Raw genomic sequence first — 15,882 nt, 5'->3', positions numbered from 1 at the left:
GCATCGGATTGGTCAACGTGAGCGGCCCGCCTTGATCGCGAGCGGCACCGTCAATTCGTGACCGACGGATCCTTCTTGGTCTCGGTCTTGGTCAGCGAGAGCGACTTCTTGAGCTTCTCGCCGAAGGTCTGGGGCGGCTTCTCGACCGGCACGTAGAGCGAGACCGGGCCCGGCTCCAGGATCTTCGGCGGTGCATTGCGCGTGTCGACCGGCGCAACGGCGCTATCGGTGTCAGCCAGGAATTTATCGAGCATGGCCTGGATCGAGTCCTTGGCCTTCTCGGGTCCGGTGTCGCGCATATCGTTGTGCTGGAAGTTGGTGTTCACGACGGTGATGCCGGCCTTCTCGCACTGCTCCTCATCCGGCACCACGCCAGGATCGGGCTTGAACTGCTGATCATGCGAACGGAACGACAGAATCTTGAACTTGCCGTCGGTCATGAACGGCACACGCAGATTGTCCAGCGTGACGACCTTCTTGATCTCGTCCGGATACTGCTTGGCGAAATACATCGCGATGTCGCCGCCATTGGAATGGCCGACCATCGTCAGCTTGCTGTAGTCCGCGTTCGGCTGACGCTTCTTCATCTCCTCGATGGCGAATTTGATGTTGGTGATGCCGCGCTGATACTGCGGCAGACGGCCGACATAGAGCTCGCCGACCTTGGTCACCATCGGTCCATCCGACGGCAGGTCGTTCTGAATGCTGATGGTCAGATAGCCGCGCGCCGCGAACACGTTCGCGAGGAAGGAATATTCGGTGAATTTGACGGTATTACCATGATTGAGGATCGCAACCGGAAGCTTGATCATGCCCGCGTCGGCCTGCATCTCCTTGTCGAAGCGCACCGCAACATCGACCGCGACCGGCCGCTCGTCGCGCGTCGGATCCTTGAACATGATGGTTTCGTGACGGATCGCCCACTTGCTCGCGGTGAAATAAGCACCCGTGATCACCACGGAGAGCGAAAGCAGAACGAGAATTCCACGCTTCATGACGTCCTCGAGGTGCCCGCCTTTACGGGGCTATTTTGGCGGGAGGCTCTTCGGCCCCCTTTTAAGAATATATGTCACAGCGCCGTGACAGGAAGTCCAAATATTGTGGCTTCGGTGGCATAACGTTGTGCGTTGCACCTATAGTTTGTGCAGGTGCACACCACCAACGCGGTGGCTTGCGCCCTCCTCTTACCCTTTGACGTGAGTTCCCAAGGTTGCGTTCGACCTCTGGATCGACGTTGAGGGGAAAACCGGATTCCGGCACCTTTGTTCCGGCTTTTTGGCCGCTCTGTGACAAAAATCACCGGAAAACCCCGGATTTCAACCGATTTCGGTATAAATGATCAGTTTTAGGCCCGGATCGTCATTGGCCTGGAACGTGGCGTATTCAAAGGTCAGGCGACCGCGCTTGGGGTGATTGAGCACCTTCCTTCCGGCCACGCTGACGCTGACGTCGTGGGTCCCCCACCAGCCGTCGAACTCCGGACAGCCTGCGCGAAGCCGCCCCTGCAGATCGAGGAAGGCCGGATCGCCGGCCCAGAGGTCGTGGGTCCGGCGGAACTGGGTCACGATGCGCCGCGCCTCCTCGGGCCAGCCTGCGCCGAACAGCTGCCGGCTCTTGGGGTTGGTCAGCACGAAGAGCAGCGTATTGCGCTCGTCCTCGGGTACGCGGCCGAACGCGAAGACCTCCTCTGCGGCCGCGTTCCAGGTCAGCACGTCCCATCGCCGCCCCGTGACATAGGCCGGCTGGTTGAGGCTTTCGACGACCCGCCGGATCGCGGGCGGCACGGTCTCGGCGGCAAATGGTCGGCGGTCGCCATCCTTCGCAAGCGCCCGCAGATGCGCGTGCTCGGCCTTGCTGAGGCGCAGCGCCCGCGCCAGCGCGTCGATCGTGGTGGCGGACGGGCTGACGGAGCGCCCCTGCTCGAGGCGGATGTACCAGTCGACCCCGATGCCGGCGAGCTCGGCCACCTCCTCGCGGCGCAGGCCGGGCGTTCGGCGCCGCCGAACGGCCTGGGCGCCGGTCAGCTTGGGCGTCAGCTTCTGCCGCCGCGATCGCAGGAAATCACCGAGTTCGCTTTGCCGCGCAGTGGCCATCAGGAGACTCCTGAGTGGGTTTGGTAGTCCTAGGATAATACCAGGTCTTCTTGGGCGCAACGGCGCGCGGCATGATGCCGCTCTCAACCGGGGACAAGACCAGATGAAAGCAGCAATCCTGAAATCGTTCGGCTCACCGCTCGTGATCGAGGAAATCCCCGCACCCGCGATGGGCACGGGTGAAGTCCTCGTCGACGTCATCGCGACGCGCGTGCTGTCCTACGCCAACGAGGTCTTTAGCGGCGAGCGCAGCTACCTGCTGGAGCTGCCGGCCGTTCCGGGTCCGGGCGCGATCGGACAGGTTCGCGCCGTCGGTCCGGACGCAACCCACCTCACCGCCGGCGATTGGGTGTATTGCGATCCGACCTTCCGCTCGCGCGACGACAGCATCTCGCCGGACATTACGCTGCAGGGCTGGAGCGCGCGCGGCGAAGGCGGGCTCCGCCTGCAGCGGCACTTTCGCCACGGCTCGTTCGCTGAGCAGACCCTGGTGCCGACCGAGAACGTCAAGCGGATCGGCGCGATCGACCCGGCCGATGCGCCGGCATGGTGCGCGCTCGGCACCTGCCTTGTGCCCTATGGCGGATTCCTGGCGGCGCGCCTGCAGCCGGGCGAGACGGTGCTGGTGAGCGGCGCCACCGGCAATTTCGGCAGCGCCGCCGTCGCCGTCGCGCTCGCGATGGGCGCGGCCTGCGTCGTCGCGCCCGGCCGCAACGAGCAGGTGCTGGCCGATCTGGTCCGCAGGTTCGGACCGCGCGTGCGTACCGTGAAGCTCGGTGGCAACGAGGACGACGATCGTGAACGCATGCGGCGCGCCGCGCCCGGTCCGATCGACTGCGTGCTCGACCTGATGCCGCCATCGGTAACGACGCCGACCGTTCGCGCCGCGATCATGACGGTGCGTCCCTATGGCCGGGTCGTCCTGATGGGCGGCGTCGGAATGCAGGGTGGACCGGGGCTCGAGCTGCCCTACCCCTGGATCATGCGCGAATGCATCAGCATTCACGGCGTCTGGATGTATCCGCCGGAGGCAACCTTCGGCCTCGTCAACCTCGCCCGCGCCGGGCTGTTGCGGCTCGATCAGTTCGAGGTCACGACCTTCGATCTCGACCACGCCAACGATGCCGTGGCGCATGCCGCCGCCAATGGCGGGCCGTTCAAGATGACGGTGCTGACGCCGAACCGATAGCGGAGCTGCGGATTCAGCCCGGCGGCCGGAAGGATCAGCGGCGGCGGATCCTGAGGCGAATACGCTATTTCGGCCCTGCCGCGATCATCGCGGCTTTCAACTCCCAAGGCCCGGACCTGGTCGAACGCCGGCCGCCTCGGCTGCTTTGCATGGGGTTGTTTTCGATATTTTGGCCACCCGCCTCCCGCGCGAGCGATTTGGAAGCGGCCCCTATCAATTCACGATCGCTAGCTGCCGATGATGTCGTCGACTTCGAGCGGCTTGTCGACCTGGCTGAACCATTCGGCCCGGTTGGCGGCGCGGCGGCGGCCGCGCTCGTCGAGCGGCAGCTTGAGCTGGCGGAGCAGGCTCATCACCTCCTCGCGGGCGGTGACGTGGCCGAGGTTCGGGCGGGTGCCGAGCGTCGCCTCGTCGATGTCGTCGAGCGCCGTCAGCCCGCGCGGGAAGAATTCGCGGTAGACCACCCGCTCGGCAAAGCCGTCCACCGCCCGGAACCCGATCCGCAGCGACAGCTGCTTCAAGCCGTCGGCGACCAGCTGCTTGTTGCGCGAGCCGAGCATCGACAGCCGGTTGCGCACCACGATCCAGTCGGTCGAGGCGCCGTCGAGCTGGCGGCGCTTGCGTCTGACGTCGCGCACCATCTCGGCGTAATGGCTCTCGCCGATCACCGCATAGGTCGCCGGATCGACGGTGCCCAGCACGTCGAAATCGAGGAAGCTGTCGTTGATCGGCGTCACCAGCGTGTCGGCCATCGAATGCGCGAGCCGCATCAGGTAGCTGTCCGAGCCGGGGGTATCGATCACGATGAAATCATAGGCACGTTCGACCGCGCTCACCGCGGCCATGAACTGCTGGAATTCGGCGTTCTCGTTCTCCTCGATCTGCATCGTCTCGCCGTACTTGATGCAGTGGTGCGCGGGGAGTTCGAGATCGAGCCCGGAGCGCCGCGCCCAGGCCTGGCGATTGCCGATGTAGCGGGTGAAGCTCTGCTGGCGGCAGTCGAGATCGATGGTGGCGACGCGTTGTCCGGCTTTCAGGAGCGCAACGGCGATATGCAGGGCGGTGGTCGATTTGCCCGAACCACCCTTCTCGTTGCCAAGCACCACGACATGTGCGGAGCCGGATTGACCCTGACTAGCCTGCACCAACATGATTCAATCCCCGCGATGATCTTCAAATCGAGCACGGCTGCGGTCAAGTGAAATGCATCACCGCGAGAGGAAATCAATTGCAGCCGTCCTTAATGATGAATCGAACGAGCGGGCCGGCTGCGTCGATCGGCGGCACGAGACCCGTGATCCATGCGCGCTCGAGATCGGGTAATGCGTGCACGGCGGTTTGCCGATAGCGGCCCGGACTTGGTAAGCTGCGCTACCTGCCGAACACCAGACATCCCACCCGCATTGCACCACGAGTCGAGACCAGATGCCGAGAAATCCCACCGTTGTCCGTACCGTCCCCGCCCTTCGTCGCGCCGTCGACGCCCTGCGCGCCAAGAAGGCGACCGTCGCGCTGGTCCCGACCATGGGTGCGCTCCATGACGGCCATGTGTCGCTGGTGCGGCTCGCCAAGCGCCGCGCCAAGCGGGTCGTGGTGTCGATCTTCGTCAACCCGACGCAATTTGCTCCCACTGAAGACTTCGGCTCGTATCCGCGCACCTGGAAGGAAGACGTCGCCAAGCTCGCCGCCGAGGGCGTCGACCTGATCTGGCACCCCGAGGTGAAGGCGATGTATCCGGACGGCTTCGCCACCAGGATCGTGCCGGAGGGACCGGCGATCGCCGGGCTCGAGGATCGCTTCCGACCGCATTTCTTCGGCGGCGTCGCCACCGTGGTCGGCAAGCTGTTCACCCAGGTCCGGCCCGACATTGCGATCTTCGGCGAAAAGGACTTTCAGCAGCTCCGGGTCGTGACCCAGATGGCCGCGGACCTCGACCTCGGCGTCAAGGTGATCGGATCCAAGACGGTGCGCGAACGCGACGGCCTCGCGATGTCCTCGCGCAACGTCTACCTCTCGCCGGAGGAACGGCGCGCGGCGCCCGAACTCAACCGCGTGATGAAGCAAGCGGCAGGCCGCCTGCGCGCCGGCGAGGACACCGCAACCGCAATGGCCGCCGGCGCCGCTGAAATCACCAAGGCCGGCTTCGTGCTCGACTATCTCGAGGTTCGCCACGCCGCCACCCTGGCGCCGATCGGCTCGCTCAAGGACGGCCCGATGCGGATGCTGGTCGCGGCAAGGCTCGGCAGCACGCGCCTGATCGACAACATCGCGGTCTAGAGCCGGATCCGAAAGTGTGATGCGGTTCACGCGCAAGCAGGCTGCGAACCTGTAATGAGGGCCCCGGCCTCATCCGCGCGGCCGGGTCGTGCTTGCGCCACGCGCGCGACGCGGGGATGATCGCGCCTTTCACAGGCGGTCGGAATGAGCAGGTATTTCAGGCAGGGCATTCTTCTCAGCATCGCACTATTGGCCGCCGGGATGGCGCAGGCGCAGACCCGGCCACCGGTCGGCGGCGTCAATTCGGCACCCGGCGCGATGATCTTCTACGTCGCGCATGGCGCACCTGACGCCTGCGGTCCGGGCTGCTCGGACTGGATCGCCGCCGAAGGCTCCGTGCAATGGGACACCTACAAGCGCCTGTTGGCGATCCTCGACCGACAAAACGGCCGCAAGCTTCCGGTGGTGATCAACATCAAGGGGAACTCCAACCTCAACGTCGCCACGAGCCTCGGCCGCATCCTGCGCGATCGCGGCATCGATGCCGTGGTCGCGGCGACCGAGGTCGAGGCCTGCAACGGGAAATCCGAGGAGGAATGCTTTGCACTGAAGCGGCCCGGCGGCCCGCTGGATGCGAAGGAGAAGCCGTCCGCCATTGCCTGCGATCTCGCCTGCGTGCTGATGCTGTCGGGCGGCGTGCATCGCAGTCTGCCGGCGGGCAGCCACGTGGTGCTGAGCGGCATGGAAATCCACAACCGCCTGGCACCCAACGTCTCGGCCGAGCATCGCGAGAACCTGACCTCGATCTTCACCGACCAGTTTCGCCGCTACCTCGGCGAGATGGGGATCGATCACCAGCTGCTCGACGTCGCGGTCAGCAATGCCGGGGGCGGCCGCTATGTCGAGATCCCGGCATCGGAATGGGGCCGGCTGCATCTCGTCACGCAGTGATCCGCGCCAACCGCCGCTTGCTGCTCACAGCAATCCGATCGCTCAGAGCAATCCGAGGTCGCGCAGCTCGCGGCGCATTGGCTCCGGCATCGACGCCACGCTGGCCGCGCTCGATTTGGTGAGGTCTGCGGGCGCGGAGTCCGCGGTCAGATAGCGCCAGCCCTGGAACGGCCGCATCGGCCGCGGCGAGACCGCGATCACCTTGGGCTGCATCAGCAGCCGGCAGCGTCCGATGCCGTCCTTGTCGCGGAACGGCTCGATCGCCACGATCTTCTCGCGCGCCGCGATCTCGCCGCGGATCACCCAGTACAGCGAGCCGCCGGCGAGGATCTCCTCCTCGCGCTTCGGCGTCATCCTCGTGATGTGGACGTGACGGAGCGGCAAGCCCCTTTTCTTGGCGGTCGCCATCCGCTCGGCAACCCAGCCCTTGAGTTCCTTGACCGAGTCGCAACCGACGGCGAGTTTGATGAGATGAAGCGGCATACGGCGGATGTAGCGGCCGGCGCGCGCTTTGGAAAGGGAGTGATCAAAGCGGCAGTGGATATCGGGATTAGCGCAGGGAACAATGTGATGACGGCGGTTCAGGCCGCCGTCATCACGCTCGTGCCGACGCTCAGTCCTGGCTCGCGGCCGCCGGCGCACTCGCCGCGGCAGGTGGCGGCGCCGCCGGCGCAGAAGCGGCCGGCGCGATCTGGACCGGACGCTTCGCGGCAGGCGGCCGCTTCGGGGCAGCGGGCGGCGCGGCGGCAGCGCGCGCGGCCGGTGGCGGCGCCGCAGCGGCCGGCTTCGCCGGTACGGGCGTCATGATGCTGACCGGCGGGGTGTCCGCCGAGCTCGGAAACTCCGCATTGGTCGGCCGGCCGGTGGGCATCGATGGCGGCAGTGCGGCAACCAGCCCGGCGGCCGACGCCTGGGCGGCCGTGGCCGGCGCGTTCCATGACGCGGCGTAGCGGGTGATCAGGTTCTCGTAGGTCCGATCGTTCATGTTGGCGACGATCTGATGGTTGTCGCCGAGCGAGCGGAAAGCGGCGCACGCCGTCGGGGTGCAGTGGTCGCGCGCCATCAGCGCATAGGCCACCAGGCCGTACCGGTCATGCTCGATGGCGCGGCGCAGCGCCTGCAACTCGGTGGTCGAATTGCGCTCCGCGGTTGCGATGTCGCCGAGCGCTGTCAGGCGTGAGATCTGCGCCGCCGCGTAGCTGACCGCGGCCGCGGCCGTATCGGACGAACCGAACAGCACCTTCTCGCAGGCATTGAGCACGGCGTCTCCGGCGAGGTCGTCGACGCAGGCCAGCGCCGGCAGCGTCTGGCCGGTCAATTGCGCGGTTCGTGTCTCGCCCGGCGCCGCCGCCTGCCCGCCCGGCCCGAAGCCGCGGATCGTCGCGGCGACCGCGACCGCGATCGACAGCAGCGTGATGACGGTCAGCGCACCATTGGCGACGGACTTCTCCGCGCGCAGCAGCGTGACCAGGACAACGATCCCAAAGAACCCCGCTGCGGCCAGCGTCAGCCACATCGGGAAGGTCGGTGAGCGCCAGATCTGATCCAGCGAGGAAGCCCAATTCATGCGCGATGTCCCTCAACGCAGCGTAAGCACAATCGGCGACGGCCAACGTCGCCACCCCGACGTCCAACCTTCAGCACAATGGGTCTGCGAACAGGGCCTTTTGACGGCGGCGGCGGGAAACCCGCTCCAGCCGCCGGCTTGCGCACAACTCGTTCAGGACAGCGCGAGCTGGCTCTCCTTGGCCACCCGTTCGAAAGCTTCAGTCGAGCTCTTGATGCGATACTGGCAGTCGTCCCCCTCGGTCGGCAGCAGGCGGATCACCTCATAGGTGCCGCTCGCAGCGGGGCGCGCCACGTTGCTGGCCGTGAAATAGACGATCTCGCCAATCGAGTACTTATGCTTCAACGCCCTCTCCATTTTCTTAGAGATTGCTGGCCGGGCTGACAGTCCCGATAGCTCTGGCCGGCATTTTGAGAACCCTGCGGCAAGCTAGCACATCGCCCTGCCCCAAATCCAGCAAGATTGGGGCATGGCAAAGCTACGATTTTTGCAGGTTTTTCAGGGTGATAGGCAGCAATTTACGTGCCAGCCCGAAATTGCCCGCCGGGCCTCCGCAGGAACCCGGTTCCACCGGCTCAGGCGGTATGCGGCAGCTTGCCGTTCGGGCTCGCGCTATCGACCGCACCCGGAAGCTGCTGGGCCAGCACCTTGGACAGCTGGTCGACGGGGATGTTGAACCTGGCTGCGAGCTGCTTGACCGTGTCGCTGCCCAGCACCTGCTGGAGCTGGTCGGCCGTGATCGGCAGGTTCTGGCCGGTGCCGATCCAGGATTTGACCTGCTCGCCGAGGCCGGCCTGCTCGAGCTTGGCGACGATCGCGGACAAGCCGCCCTGCCCGCCATTGCCCATCACCTCGCCGAGCACGACGGGGATCACGGCCGCGCCGAGCTGGCCGAGCATGCCTTTGAGCTCCGGCGAATTCTCCAGGGAATCCAGAATGCCCATGGTCTAAGTCCTTTCACGACTTGCGAAACCAGCCTGTCGGATTCGACGCCTTCGGCCGCGCGGCGTCAAGCCGCGATCTTTGCAGCCGCCGTCACAATTCGGAAGCGCTGGACCAGTCAGGCGTCCTCGAATCGGTCGATCCGCAGCGTCTCAGCCAGACCGTCGCGGGTCCATTCCTGGAACGCCGGCAGCGCCATCATGGCGTCAACATAATGCTGCGCCGCCGCCTTCACCGGGATCGCGTAGGTGCGGAACCGATGCACCACGGGGGCGTACATCGCATCCGCTGCCGAGAATGCCCCGAACAGGAACGGCCCCTGCCTGCCATAGCGCGCGTGGCAATCGGCCCAGATCTCCTCGATCCGCGCCACGTTGCCGCGCGCGTCGTTCGATAGCGCGACGGCCTTGATCGGCCGGTGCAGGTTCATGCCGCATTCGCTGCGCAACGGCACGAAGCCGGAATGCATCTCCGCCGAGATCGCGCGGGCATGCGCGCGCGCGGCGCGATCCGCCGGCCACAGCTTCGCCTCGGGAAATTTCTCGGCGAGATATTCGATGATCGCCAACGAATCCCACACCGTGACCTCGCCGTCGATCAGCGTCGGCACCTTGCCGGCCTTGCTGAAAGCGAGGATGCGGTCCTTGTCGGCCTGGTCCGTGTAGAGCGGAATGAAGACCTCCTCGAACGGGATGTCGTTGGCGCGCAGCGCCAGCCAGGGCCGCATCGACCATGACGAGTAGTTCTTGTTGCCGATGACGAGCTTGAGCATGTCGGGGGAATCCTGTTGCCGGCGCAGTTTGCCATAGTGCATCGCACGCGTTCAACCTGTACATGACGCGAGATGCAGCGCGGCGCGGACGGGCAGCCGCGCGTTCATGAAGGAAGGCACCATGACCGGCTATTGGGTCGACATCCTGGCCGTCGGCTTCTTTGCACTTGAATGGCTGGTCTACGCCATCACGCTTGAGCACACCGCCTATGGGCGCGACAGCCTGTCGGCGCGCATGCATGTCTATCGCGAGATCTGGGTGCGGAATCTGCTCCACCGCGAGGCGCGGATGGTCGACATGCAGATCATGGCCTCCTTGCAGAACGGCACCGCGTTCTTCGCCTCGACCAGCCTGATCGCGATCGGCGGCGCGCTGGCGCTGCTGCGCGCGACTAATGACGCGCTCGCAGTGCTCGGTGCGCTGCCGGTCAACCTGACGCCCTCGCCCGCTTTGTGGGAGGTCAAGTGCATCGGCTTGATCCTGATCTTCATCTACACGTTCTTCAAATTCGCCTGGGCCTATCGCCTGTTCAACTATGTCGCGATCCTGTTCGGCGCGATGCCGCCAGCCGGCCAGCGCGACACGCCCGAGGCGGAGGCCCATGTGATCCGCACCACCCGCCTGTTCGAGACCGCCGGCCGGCACTTCAACCGCGGCCAGCGCGCGTTCTTCTTCGCGCTCGGCTATCTCGGCTGGTTCGTCAGCCCCTGGGTGCTGTTCGTCACGACAGCCGCCGTCGTGATCGTGATCTGGCGCCGGCAGTTCGCCTCCAACGCCTGGCAGGCGATGGGCAGCTGAACGCTGGGCCTTGTGATGCCACGGTGTACCGACGCACGGCGTTTCCGAAATTGATCTCACGTCTCCCTGCGAAAGCAGGGACCGATAACCACAGCCGTCAGCTACGGCACGATGCTGTGGCCCTAGCGCTGCGTAACACGAATATTTGTGGTTATGGGTCCCGGCTCGCGCTTCGCTTGGCCGGGACGACAGCGGTCGTTGTTGGCGCCCTACGACGCGAAATCGCGCGGCGTAAAATCGAGGTCGAGCACCTTCCATTCGCCGTAGCGATCGCGCGGCAGCATCGCATAGGGCTGGCAGGCCTGCAGCGCCTCGGTCGCGCTCTTGAGCAACAGCGGCCCCTTCTCCGACGCGGTGGCTTCGATCAGCAAAGGCGATGCGGCAAGCTTGCCGTCGGGCTTCATGAACACCCGCAGCTTGATCCTGACGTCATCGCCCGTGCTCAGCGTCGCCGGGAGCTTAAGGCAGGTCTTCAGGTGGCGGCGGAATTCGGCGACCACGCTGGAGCCGATTTCGGCCTGCTCGGTGGCCGCGGCGTCGAAATTATCCTTGCCGGGACCAGGACCCGACGGCGCTCCGGCAGGCGGCTTCACCGAGATGTCGGGCGGCAGGCCAAGCATGACGTTGTATTTGACGGACAGGTCAGGCTCCGGCTGCGTATAGGCAGGCGGTGACGCCGCCGCCTGTTGCTGCGGCGCCGGCTGCGGCATCGGTGGCGTCTGGGGCGCCGGCGGCGCGGGCGGCTGCTCGGCCGCGGCAGGTTGCGGCGCCGGGCTGGGCTTGGGCGCCGGTGGCGTCGCCTGCTTCTGCGCCGGCTGCGGCGCGGACGGCTGCTGCTGCGGTGGTTGTGCCTGAGTCGCTGGTTCGGGCTTGGCGGTGTCGATCGGCTTGTCGAGCGAGGGCAATCGCAGCTCGGGCGTCGGCGACGGGCTCGGCACCGGATCGGGCTCGGGCTTAATCTCCGCCTTGGCAATCTCCTGCGGCGTCACGATCTCGACCGGCACCGTGTCAGCGGCGACCGGATCGAACTGATGCACTTCCGAATACAGGAAAATCAGCGCGAGCAGCATCAGGTGCACGAACACCGATGCCATCATATCCGCGTTTGGCCGGAACTTCATCCCACTCGATCACATCAGTATCGTCTCCCCGCCGGCCACAATACCGGCTGGAACCCGCCTGCCTCAATCCCCCATTCGCGATCCAAGACCGCGATCAGCCAGCGGGCAATAGCACGATCCGGACCGGCGCCCAGCCATTTTCCGCGAAGCGGCGCGGAAGCTGGTCGCAATGTGCCATCGGGCCTTCACTGCGCGGCCGCGCTCCCCATCGCCGAAATCTCGCGCATGTCCTCATCCGACAGCTCGAAATCGAAGATGTCGATATTTTCCTGGAGCCGCTCGAGCTTTGAGGTGCGCGGGATCGCCGAGACATTCTGTTGCACCAGCCAGCGCAGGCAGATTTGGGCAGCCGTCTTGCGATAGCGGTCGCCGATCCGCGCCAGAGCGCGGTCGCCCTTGACGCGCCCTTTCGCGATCGGGCTGTAGGCGACGAACGCCATGCCATGGCGTGCACAGGCTTCGATCACATCGGCCTGGCCGAGATAGGGATGATACTCGACCTGATCGCAGCCGAGCGGCTCGGGGCATGCCGCAACCGCCTCCTCGATCTGCGCCGCGCTGAAGTTCGAGAGCCCGATATGCCGCGCCAGTCCGGCCTGCCTGACCCGCGCCAGCGCGCCGAGCGTCTCGGCAAGCGGCACGTGCGGATTGGGCCAGTGCAACAGCAGCAGGTCGACCTCGGTCAAGCGTAGCCGCGCCAGGCTCTCCTTTGCGGAGCGTTCGAGATCCTTCGCCTGGAAATGCGTGGTCCAGACCTTGGTGGTCACGAACACATCGTTGCGCTTGATGCCGGAGGCGCGCAGCCCCTCGCCGACCTCACGCTCATTGTCATAGATCTGCGCGGTGTCGATGTGCCGATAGCCCAGGCGCAGCGCCTGCTCCACGATGCGGGCGCAGGTCCGCCCGCGCAGCTCCCATGTGCCGAGCCCGATTGCGGGGATTTTTGCGCCGTTGCCTTCGACGACATGCATGCGCCCATTATGCGCGCATGACGAGGAGCTGCCAACTCACCGATCAGTTCCGCGACGGGACGGTTGCGACGGCCTCCGGCTCCTGCCGGTAACCGTCCGTCAGCGTCTTCAGGAAGGCGATGATGTCGGCTTCGTCCTGCGCCGTCATCGCGGGCGTGTCGCCGAGATGGCGCTCGAACGGCGGATCGGCGACGTCGACATTGCCGTGATACTTCGCCGGCAGATCGTCGTATTTCCGCACCGTTCCGTCGGCGGCGCGCGGATAGACCTTCTCCGGATTGGTATCGCGGAAATTATAGAAATCGAGCACCTGCTCGAGGCTGGTGAAGACGCCATTGTGGAAGAACACCCGGCGCGTTGCGGTGTTGCGCAAGGTCGGCGTCAGAAACATTCCGCAATATTGCGTCTGCTCGGCAACGTCGGTGCGGTACGGGCCGCAGACCCCGAGATCGAAATGGTTGAGATCGCGGTTGCTGCCGAGCGCGGCGTTGCGCGGCGCGCCGAGCGCTTCATACTGATGGTCGGTGAACAGCGGCGGCAGGCCGTCGCGGGTCGGCGCCGACGTGTGGCAGCCTGCGCAATTGGCCTTGTCCGGATCGTTGAACAATTGCAGGCCGCGCAGCTCACTCTCGCTGAGCCGTGCCTTGCCCTCCAGCCAGAAGTCGAACTTGCTGGTGTAGGGATGGAAGCTCGGCTCCTCGACCTGATAGCGCGCGACCGCAAACATCGCTTCGGCGACCAGCAGCCGTGTATTTTCGAACACGCCGGCGCCGAACAACTCGGCGAAGCGCGGCGCGTAGCTCGCGCGGCGCAGCTTCTGCGCCACCACCTCGATGCTGCCGCCGTCCATCTCGTTGGGATCGAGCAGCGGGAAGATCGCCTGGTCCTGCAGCGTATCGGCGCGGCCGTCCCAGAACAGTCCGCCCTGCGGCACGATGTTGACCGCCGACGCGGCCGTGCCGGTCGCGACCTTCTTGGCGCGCGCGGCCTGTTGGCCCACCGCCGCCAGTTGGGCGAAGTCGACGACGTTGTCGTCTTCGTCCTTTTCCGGACCGATGCTGAAATTTGGCTGACGCTCGAGATAGGTCAGGCCAGGGACAGCGCGCGTCCCCTGCCGGGATTGCGCGGGCCCGCCGAACATGACCGCCGCATCATTGGGCGGGCCGTAGGCGTGGTCCGGACTGTGACACGACGCGCATGACAACGCGCCTGACGACGACAGCGAGGCGTCGAAGAAGATCTTCTGGCCGAGCTGCGCCATTGCGGAAAGCGGGGCCACCGGCGGACGCCTGAGCTGCACCGGGTTCGGGTTTGTACCGGGAAGTCCCTGCGTCTCGACTGCCGCAACGGCGCCGGCCATGCAAAGCAGGCCGCGCCGAGAAGCCACAACATGCGGCCGTTCATATGACGTCCAATGATCCCAAGGGCGCCCGATGCGTCAGTGATGATGATGATCGTCAGACGGGCCGACGATCACCGTGCCGGCGGTCGGATCGAGGAACAGCTTGGTCTGCCGATCGTCGCCGTCATGGTCGTGATCGCGACCATGATCGAAGTCGAACAGGTCACCGATCGATTCGACGCTGGCATCGAACGAGCCGCCGCCGAGACGCTGGCCGTGCAGCCAGTTGTCTTCGATGAAGCGAACGACCGACGCCTGCGAGATGCGGGTATGACTCACGAAGTTCTTCTTGGCGAAGGGCGAGACCACGATGAACGGGATGCGCGTGCCGGGACCGCAGCGGCCGTTCACCGGCTGGCCGTTGAGGCCGTTCGGCTGCGTCTGCTTGCCGATACCGCGGCCGCACTGACCGGGACCGTTGACCTGGTCGGCGGTCGCATCATACGAGGCGCTGGTCGGTGCGATGTACTGGTGGTCATACCAGCCGTCGGAGTCGTCATAGGTGATGATGACCGCGGTCTCGCGCCACTCCTTCTGCGTCTGCAGGAAGTTGATCAACTCGACATTGCCCGCCTGCTCGTCGAGCGGATCGGAGTTGCCGGGATGGCCGTCCTGATAGGCCGGCATCTTGATGTAGGAGACGGCCGGGAAGTTGCCGGCCTTCACCGAGGCATAGAAGTCCTCGAGATCGTAGGCATGATTGGCCGGATCGACCGTCTTGCTGCCGGGAACGTAGGTGTGGCCGATCGCGTTCACCGAGCTCGGCCGCGCATGGGTCGGGTTGGCGGTCGACTTGTAGTACTGGAACCAGGCGTGGTGCGGGATGTAGTCAACGATGCTGCCGTTGACGTTGCTCGAGAAGGTGCTGCGGAGGCAGTTGGTGGTGCCGTTGCTGTTCTTGAGCGTCAGGTCGAAGCCGCCCATGAAGCTGCCCCAGCTGATGTGCTCGGCGTTGAGCAGGTCGCCGATGTTCTTGCTGGTCATCAGGACCTGGCTGGTCGTGCTCGAGCAGGAGTCATAGGCAGGGTCGGTATCGCCGATCAAGGTCAGGCCGCCCTGCCCGTCGGCGATCGACGACGTCGTGCCGACGATGTTCTGCGCACCGTTGGTCTGGCCGGCGACCACCTCGAGCGCGCCGGGCGTCGACGGACCAAAGGTGTCGGTCCAGGTATTGTCGCTCATGGCGAAGTTCTGGGCGTAATTCCAGAACGCGGTGACGGTGTTGCCGTCGAAATAACCCATCACCTGCCCGTTGGTGCCGAACGCGCCGACGCCGCCGGCGGTGCCGCGGCCGGTAAACTTCGGAAACAGGTCTTCGTTGCCGTTGTCGACCGCCTGCTGCTCAGGCGTGTAGGCGTGGTTCTGCGAGCGCGTGTTGGCCTGGGTGCGGTCGAGACGGAACGGATTGGTCGCGCCGGTGCCGTTGGCCGGGTTGAGGTTCGGGTTGTTGGTCAGCAGATTGGCGTTGGCGAGGTTGTTGACCTTCGGCGTATGCGGCTTCGCCTTGAACGGAATGGAGCCGGTCGGGTTGGCTGCGTTCGGATAGGTCGCGAAGTAATGATCGAACGAGCGGTTCTCGTTGAAGATGACGACGAGATGCTTGATTGGCGTTGCGGTGTGGATGTCGTGCGGATGACGATGATCGCGGTCGTGATCGTCCTGCGCGGCGGGCGCGCTGCTCGCGATCGCCGCGGCGATCACACAGAATCCGACCGTTGAAAGGAATTTCGCCTTCACCTGATGCCCCATTTTTTTAAAGGATTTGTGACGTCGACGTGCGACAAGTTAGCCATCGCCGATGACAGCGCTGTGTAAGTTTTGTGCGCGCGACGCATCATCACCACGATTCATCATCACG

The 15,882-nt window shown here is 65.3% G+C and carries 16 protein-coding genes; 4 read left to right on the top strand and 12 right to left on the bottom strand.

The window, feature by feature from the left end:
* Positions 1 to 50: 50 nt before the first annotated feature.
* Positions 51 to 995, bottom strand: a complete 945-nt coding sequence (locus tag ALC15_RS32855; protein WP_050630869.1) for an alpha/beta hydrolase family protein — start codon at positions 993 to 995, stop codon at positions 51 to 53.
* 321 nt (positions 996 to 1,316) lie between these two features.
* Positions 1,317 to 2,093 (bottom strand): helix-turn-helix transcriptional regulator, encoded by a 777-nt coding sequence (locus ALC15_RS32850; RefSeq protein WP_050630868.1) that lies wholly within the window; start codon positions 2,091 to 2,093, stop codon positions 1,317 to 1,319.
* 103 nt (positions 2,094 to 2,196) lie between these two features.
* Here ALC15_RS32850 and ALC15_RS32845 point away from each other — a divergent pair, with 103 nt between their 5' ends.
* Entirely contained in the window at positions 2,197 to 3,282 is a 1,086-nt protein-coding gene (locus ALC15_RS32845; protein WP_050630867.1) for a zinc-binding dehydrogenase, read from the top strand.
* Between the two features lie 227 nt (positions 3,283 to 3,509).
* Here the strand turns inward: ALC15_RS32845 and ALC15_RS32840 are convergent, their stop codons facing one another.
* The gene (locus ALC15_RS32840) at positions 3,510 to 4,433 is read right to left on the bottom strand and encodes a division plane positioning ATPase MipZ (protein WP_050630866.1); all 924 of its coding nucleotides are present in this window, start codon (positions 4,431 to 4,433) and stop codon (positions 3,510 to 3,512) included.
* 274 nt (positions 4,434 to 4,707) lie between these two features.
* Here ALC15_RS32840 and panC point away from each other — a divergent pair, with 274 nt between their 5' ends.
* Entirely contained in the window at positions 4,708 to 5,559 is an 852-nt protein-coding gene (panC, locus tag ALC15_RS32835) for a pantoate--beta-alanine ligase (protein WP_050630865.1), read from the top strand.
* 144 nt (positions 5,560 to 5,703) lie between these two features.
* A complete protein-coding gene (locus ALC15_RS32830; RefSeq protein WP_050630864.1) occupies positions 5,704 to 6,450 on the top strand; it encodes a hypothetical protein in 747 nt (248 codons plus the stop codon).
* A 42-nt stretch (positions 6,451 to 6,492) separates the two neighbouring features.
* Here ALC15_RS32830 and ALC15_RS32825 read toward each other — a convergent pair whose 3' ends face one another.
* The 5 genes from ALC15_RS32825 to ALC15_RS32805 form a co-directional block, all read right to left on the bottom strand.
* Positions 6,493 to 6,933 carry a DUF1489 family protein gene (locus tag ALC15_RS32825; RefSeq protein WP_050630863.1) on the bottom strand — a complete coding sequence of 147 codons (441 nt, stop codon included), beginning with the start codon at positions 6,931 to 6,933 and terminating at the stop codon, positions 6,493 to 6,495.
* 130 nt (positions 6,934 to 7,063) lie between these two features.
* Positions 7,064 to 8,017 carry a hypothetical protein gene (locus tag ALC15_RS32820; RefSeq protein WP_050630862.1) on the bottom strand — a complete coding sequence of 318 codons (954 nt, stop codon included), beginning with the start codon at positions 8,015 to 8,017 and terminating at the stop codon, positions 7,064 to 7,066.
* 153 nt (positions 8,018 to 8,170) lie between these two features.
* Positions 8,171 to 8,374 (bottom strand): hypothetical protein, encoded by a 204-nt coding sequence (locus ALC15_RS32815; protein WP_094194249.1) that lies wholly within the window; start codon positions 8,372 to 8,374, stop codon positions 8,171 to 8,173.
* Positions 8,375 to 8,592: 218 nt separating this feature from the next.
* A complete protein-coding gene (locus ALC15_RS32810; protein ID WP_050630861.1) occupies positions 8,593 to 8,961 on the bottom strand; it encodes a YidB family protein in 369 nt (122 codons plus the stop codon).
* Positions 8,962 to 9,077: 116 nt separating this feature from the next.
* Complete coding sequence (locus ALC15_RS32805; protein ID WP_050630892.1) at positions 9,078 to 9,731, bottom strand: glutathione S-transferase family protein; 654 nt, start codon at positions 9,729 to 9,731, stop codon at positions 9,078 to 9,080.
* 121 nt (positions 9,732 to 9,852) lie between these two features.
* Here ALC15_RS32805 and ALC15_RS32800 point away from each other — a divergent pair, with 121 nt between their 5' ends.
* Entirely contained in the window at positions 9,853 to 10,530 is a 678-nt protein-coding gene (locus ALC15_RS32800; RefSeq protein WP_050630891.1) for a DUF599 domain-containing protein, read from the top strand.
* Positions 10,531 to 10,739: 209 nt separating this feature from the next.
* Here ALC15_RS32800 and ALC15_RS32795 read toward each other — a convergent pair whose 3' ends face one another.
* The 4 genes from ALC15_RS32795 to ALC15_RS32780 all read right to left on the bottom strand — a co-directional run bounded on the left by ALC15_RS32795 (position 10,740) and on the right by ALC15_RS32780 (position 15,761).
* A complete protein-coding gene (locus ALC15_RS32795) occupies positions 10,740 to 11,624 on the bottom strand; it encodes a hypothetical protein (RefSeq protein ID WP_244486347.1) in 885 nt (294 codons plus the stop codon).
* Positions 11,625 to 11,836: 212 nt separating this feature from the next.
* Positions 11,837 to 12,622: an aldo/keto reductase gene (locus tag ALC15_RS32790; protein WP_050630859.1), complete on the bottom strand. Its 786-nt coding sequence runs from the start codon at positions 12,620 to 12,622 to the stop codon at positions 11,837 to 11,839.
* 43 nt (positions 12,623 to 12,665) lie between these two features.
* Entirely contained in the window at positions 12,666 to 13,982 is a 1,317-nt protein-coding gene (locus ALC15_RS32785; RefSeq protein WP_162240530.1) for a cytochrome-c peroxidase, read from the bottom strand.
* 78 nt (positions 13,983 to 14,060) lie between these two features.
* Positions 14,061 to 15,761: a phospholipase C gene (locus ALC15_RS32780; RefSeq protein ID WP_050630890.1), complete on the bottom strand. Its 1,701-nt coding sequence runs from the start codon at positions 15,759 to 15,761 to the stop codon at positions 14,061 to 14,063.
* Positions 15,762 to 15,882 lie beyond the last annotated feature (121 nt).

The organism is Bradyrhizobium viridifuturi (genome assembly GCF_001238275.1).
Classification (GTDB): domain Bacteria; phylum Pseudomonadota; class Alphaproteobacteria; order Rhizobiales; family Xanthobacteraceae; genus Bradyrhizobium; species Bradyrhizobium viridifuturi.
Note: the sequence above shows the minus strand (reverse complement) of the source record. Positions and strands in the feature narration are given on the sequence as shown.

Bases quoted from the DNA above. Each gene is read 5' to 3' on its own strand.
- ALC15_RS32855 (WP_050630869.1), bottom strand. From the start codon at position 995: ATGAAGCGTGGAATTCTCGTTCTGCTTTCGCTCTCCGTGGTGATCACG.
- ALC15_RS32800 (WP_050630891.1), top strand. From the start codon at position 9,853: ATGACCGGCTATTGGGTCGACATCCTGGCCGTCGGCTTCTTTGCACTT.
- ALC15_RS32840 (WP_050630866.1), bottom strand. From the start codon at position 4,433: ATGTTGGTGCAGGCTAGTCAGGGTCAATCCGGCTCCGCACATGTCGTG.
- ALC15_RS32845 (WP_050630867.1), top strand. From the start codon at position 2,197: ATGAAAGCAGCAATCCTGAAATCGTTCGGCTCACCGCTCGTGATCGAG.
- ALC15_RS32850 (WP_050630868.1), bottom strand. From the start codon at position 2,093: ATGGCCACTGCGCGGCAAAGCGAACTCGGTGATTTCCTGCGATCGCGG.
- ALC15_RS32810 (WP_050630861.1), bottom strand. From the start codon at position 8,961: ATGGGCATTCTGGATTCCCTGGAGAATTCGCCGGAGCTCAAAGGCATG.
- ALC15_RS32820 (WP_050630862.1), bottom strand. From the start codon at position 8,017: ATGAATTGGGCTTCCTCGCTGGATCAGATCTGGCGCTCACCGACCTTC.
- ALC15_RS32825 (WP_050630863.1), bottom strand. From the start codon at position 6,933: ATGCCGCTTCATCTCATCAAACTCGCCGTCGGTTGCGACTCGGTCAAG.
- ALC15_RS32790 (WP_050630859.1), bottom strand. From the start codon at position 12,622: ATGCATGTCGTCGAAGGCAACGGCGCAAAAATCCCCGCAATCGGGCTC.
- ALC15_RS32805 (WP_050630892.1), bottom strand. From the start codon at position 9,731: ATGCTCAAGCTCGTCATCGGCAACAAGAACTACTCGTCATGGTCGATG.
- ALC15_RS32795 (WP_244486347.1), bottom strand. From the start codon at position 11,624: ATGGCATCGGTGTTCGTGCACCTGATGCTGCTCGCGCTGATTTTCCTG.
- ALC15_RS32815 (WP_094194249.1), bottom strand. From the start codon at position 8,374: ATGGAGAGGGCGTTGAAGCATAAGTACTCGATTGGCGAGATCGTCTAT.
- panC (WP_050630865.1), top strand. From the start codon at position 4,708: ATGCCGAGAAATCCCACCGTTGTCCGTACCGTCCCCGCCCTTCGTCGC.
- ALC15_RS32830 (WP_050630864.1), top strand. From the start codon at position 5,704: ATGAGCAGGTATTTCAGGCAGGGCATTCTTCTCAGCATCGCACTATTG.
- ALC15_RS32785 (WP_162240530.1), bottom strand. From the start codon at position 13,982: ATGGCCGGCGCCGTTGCGGCAGTCGAGACGCAGGGACTTCCCGGTACA.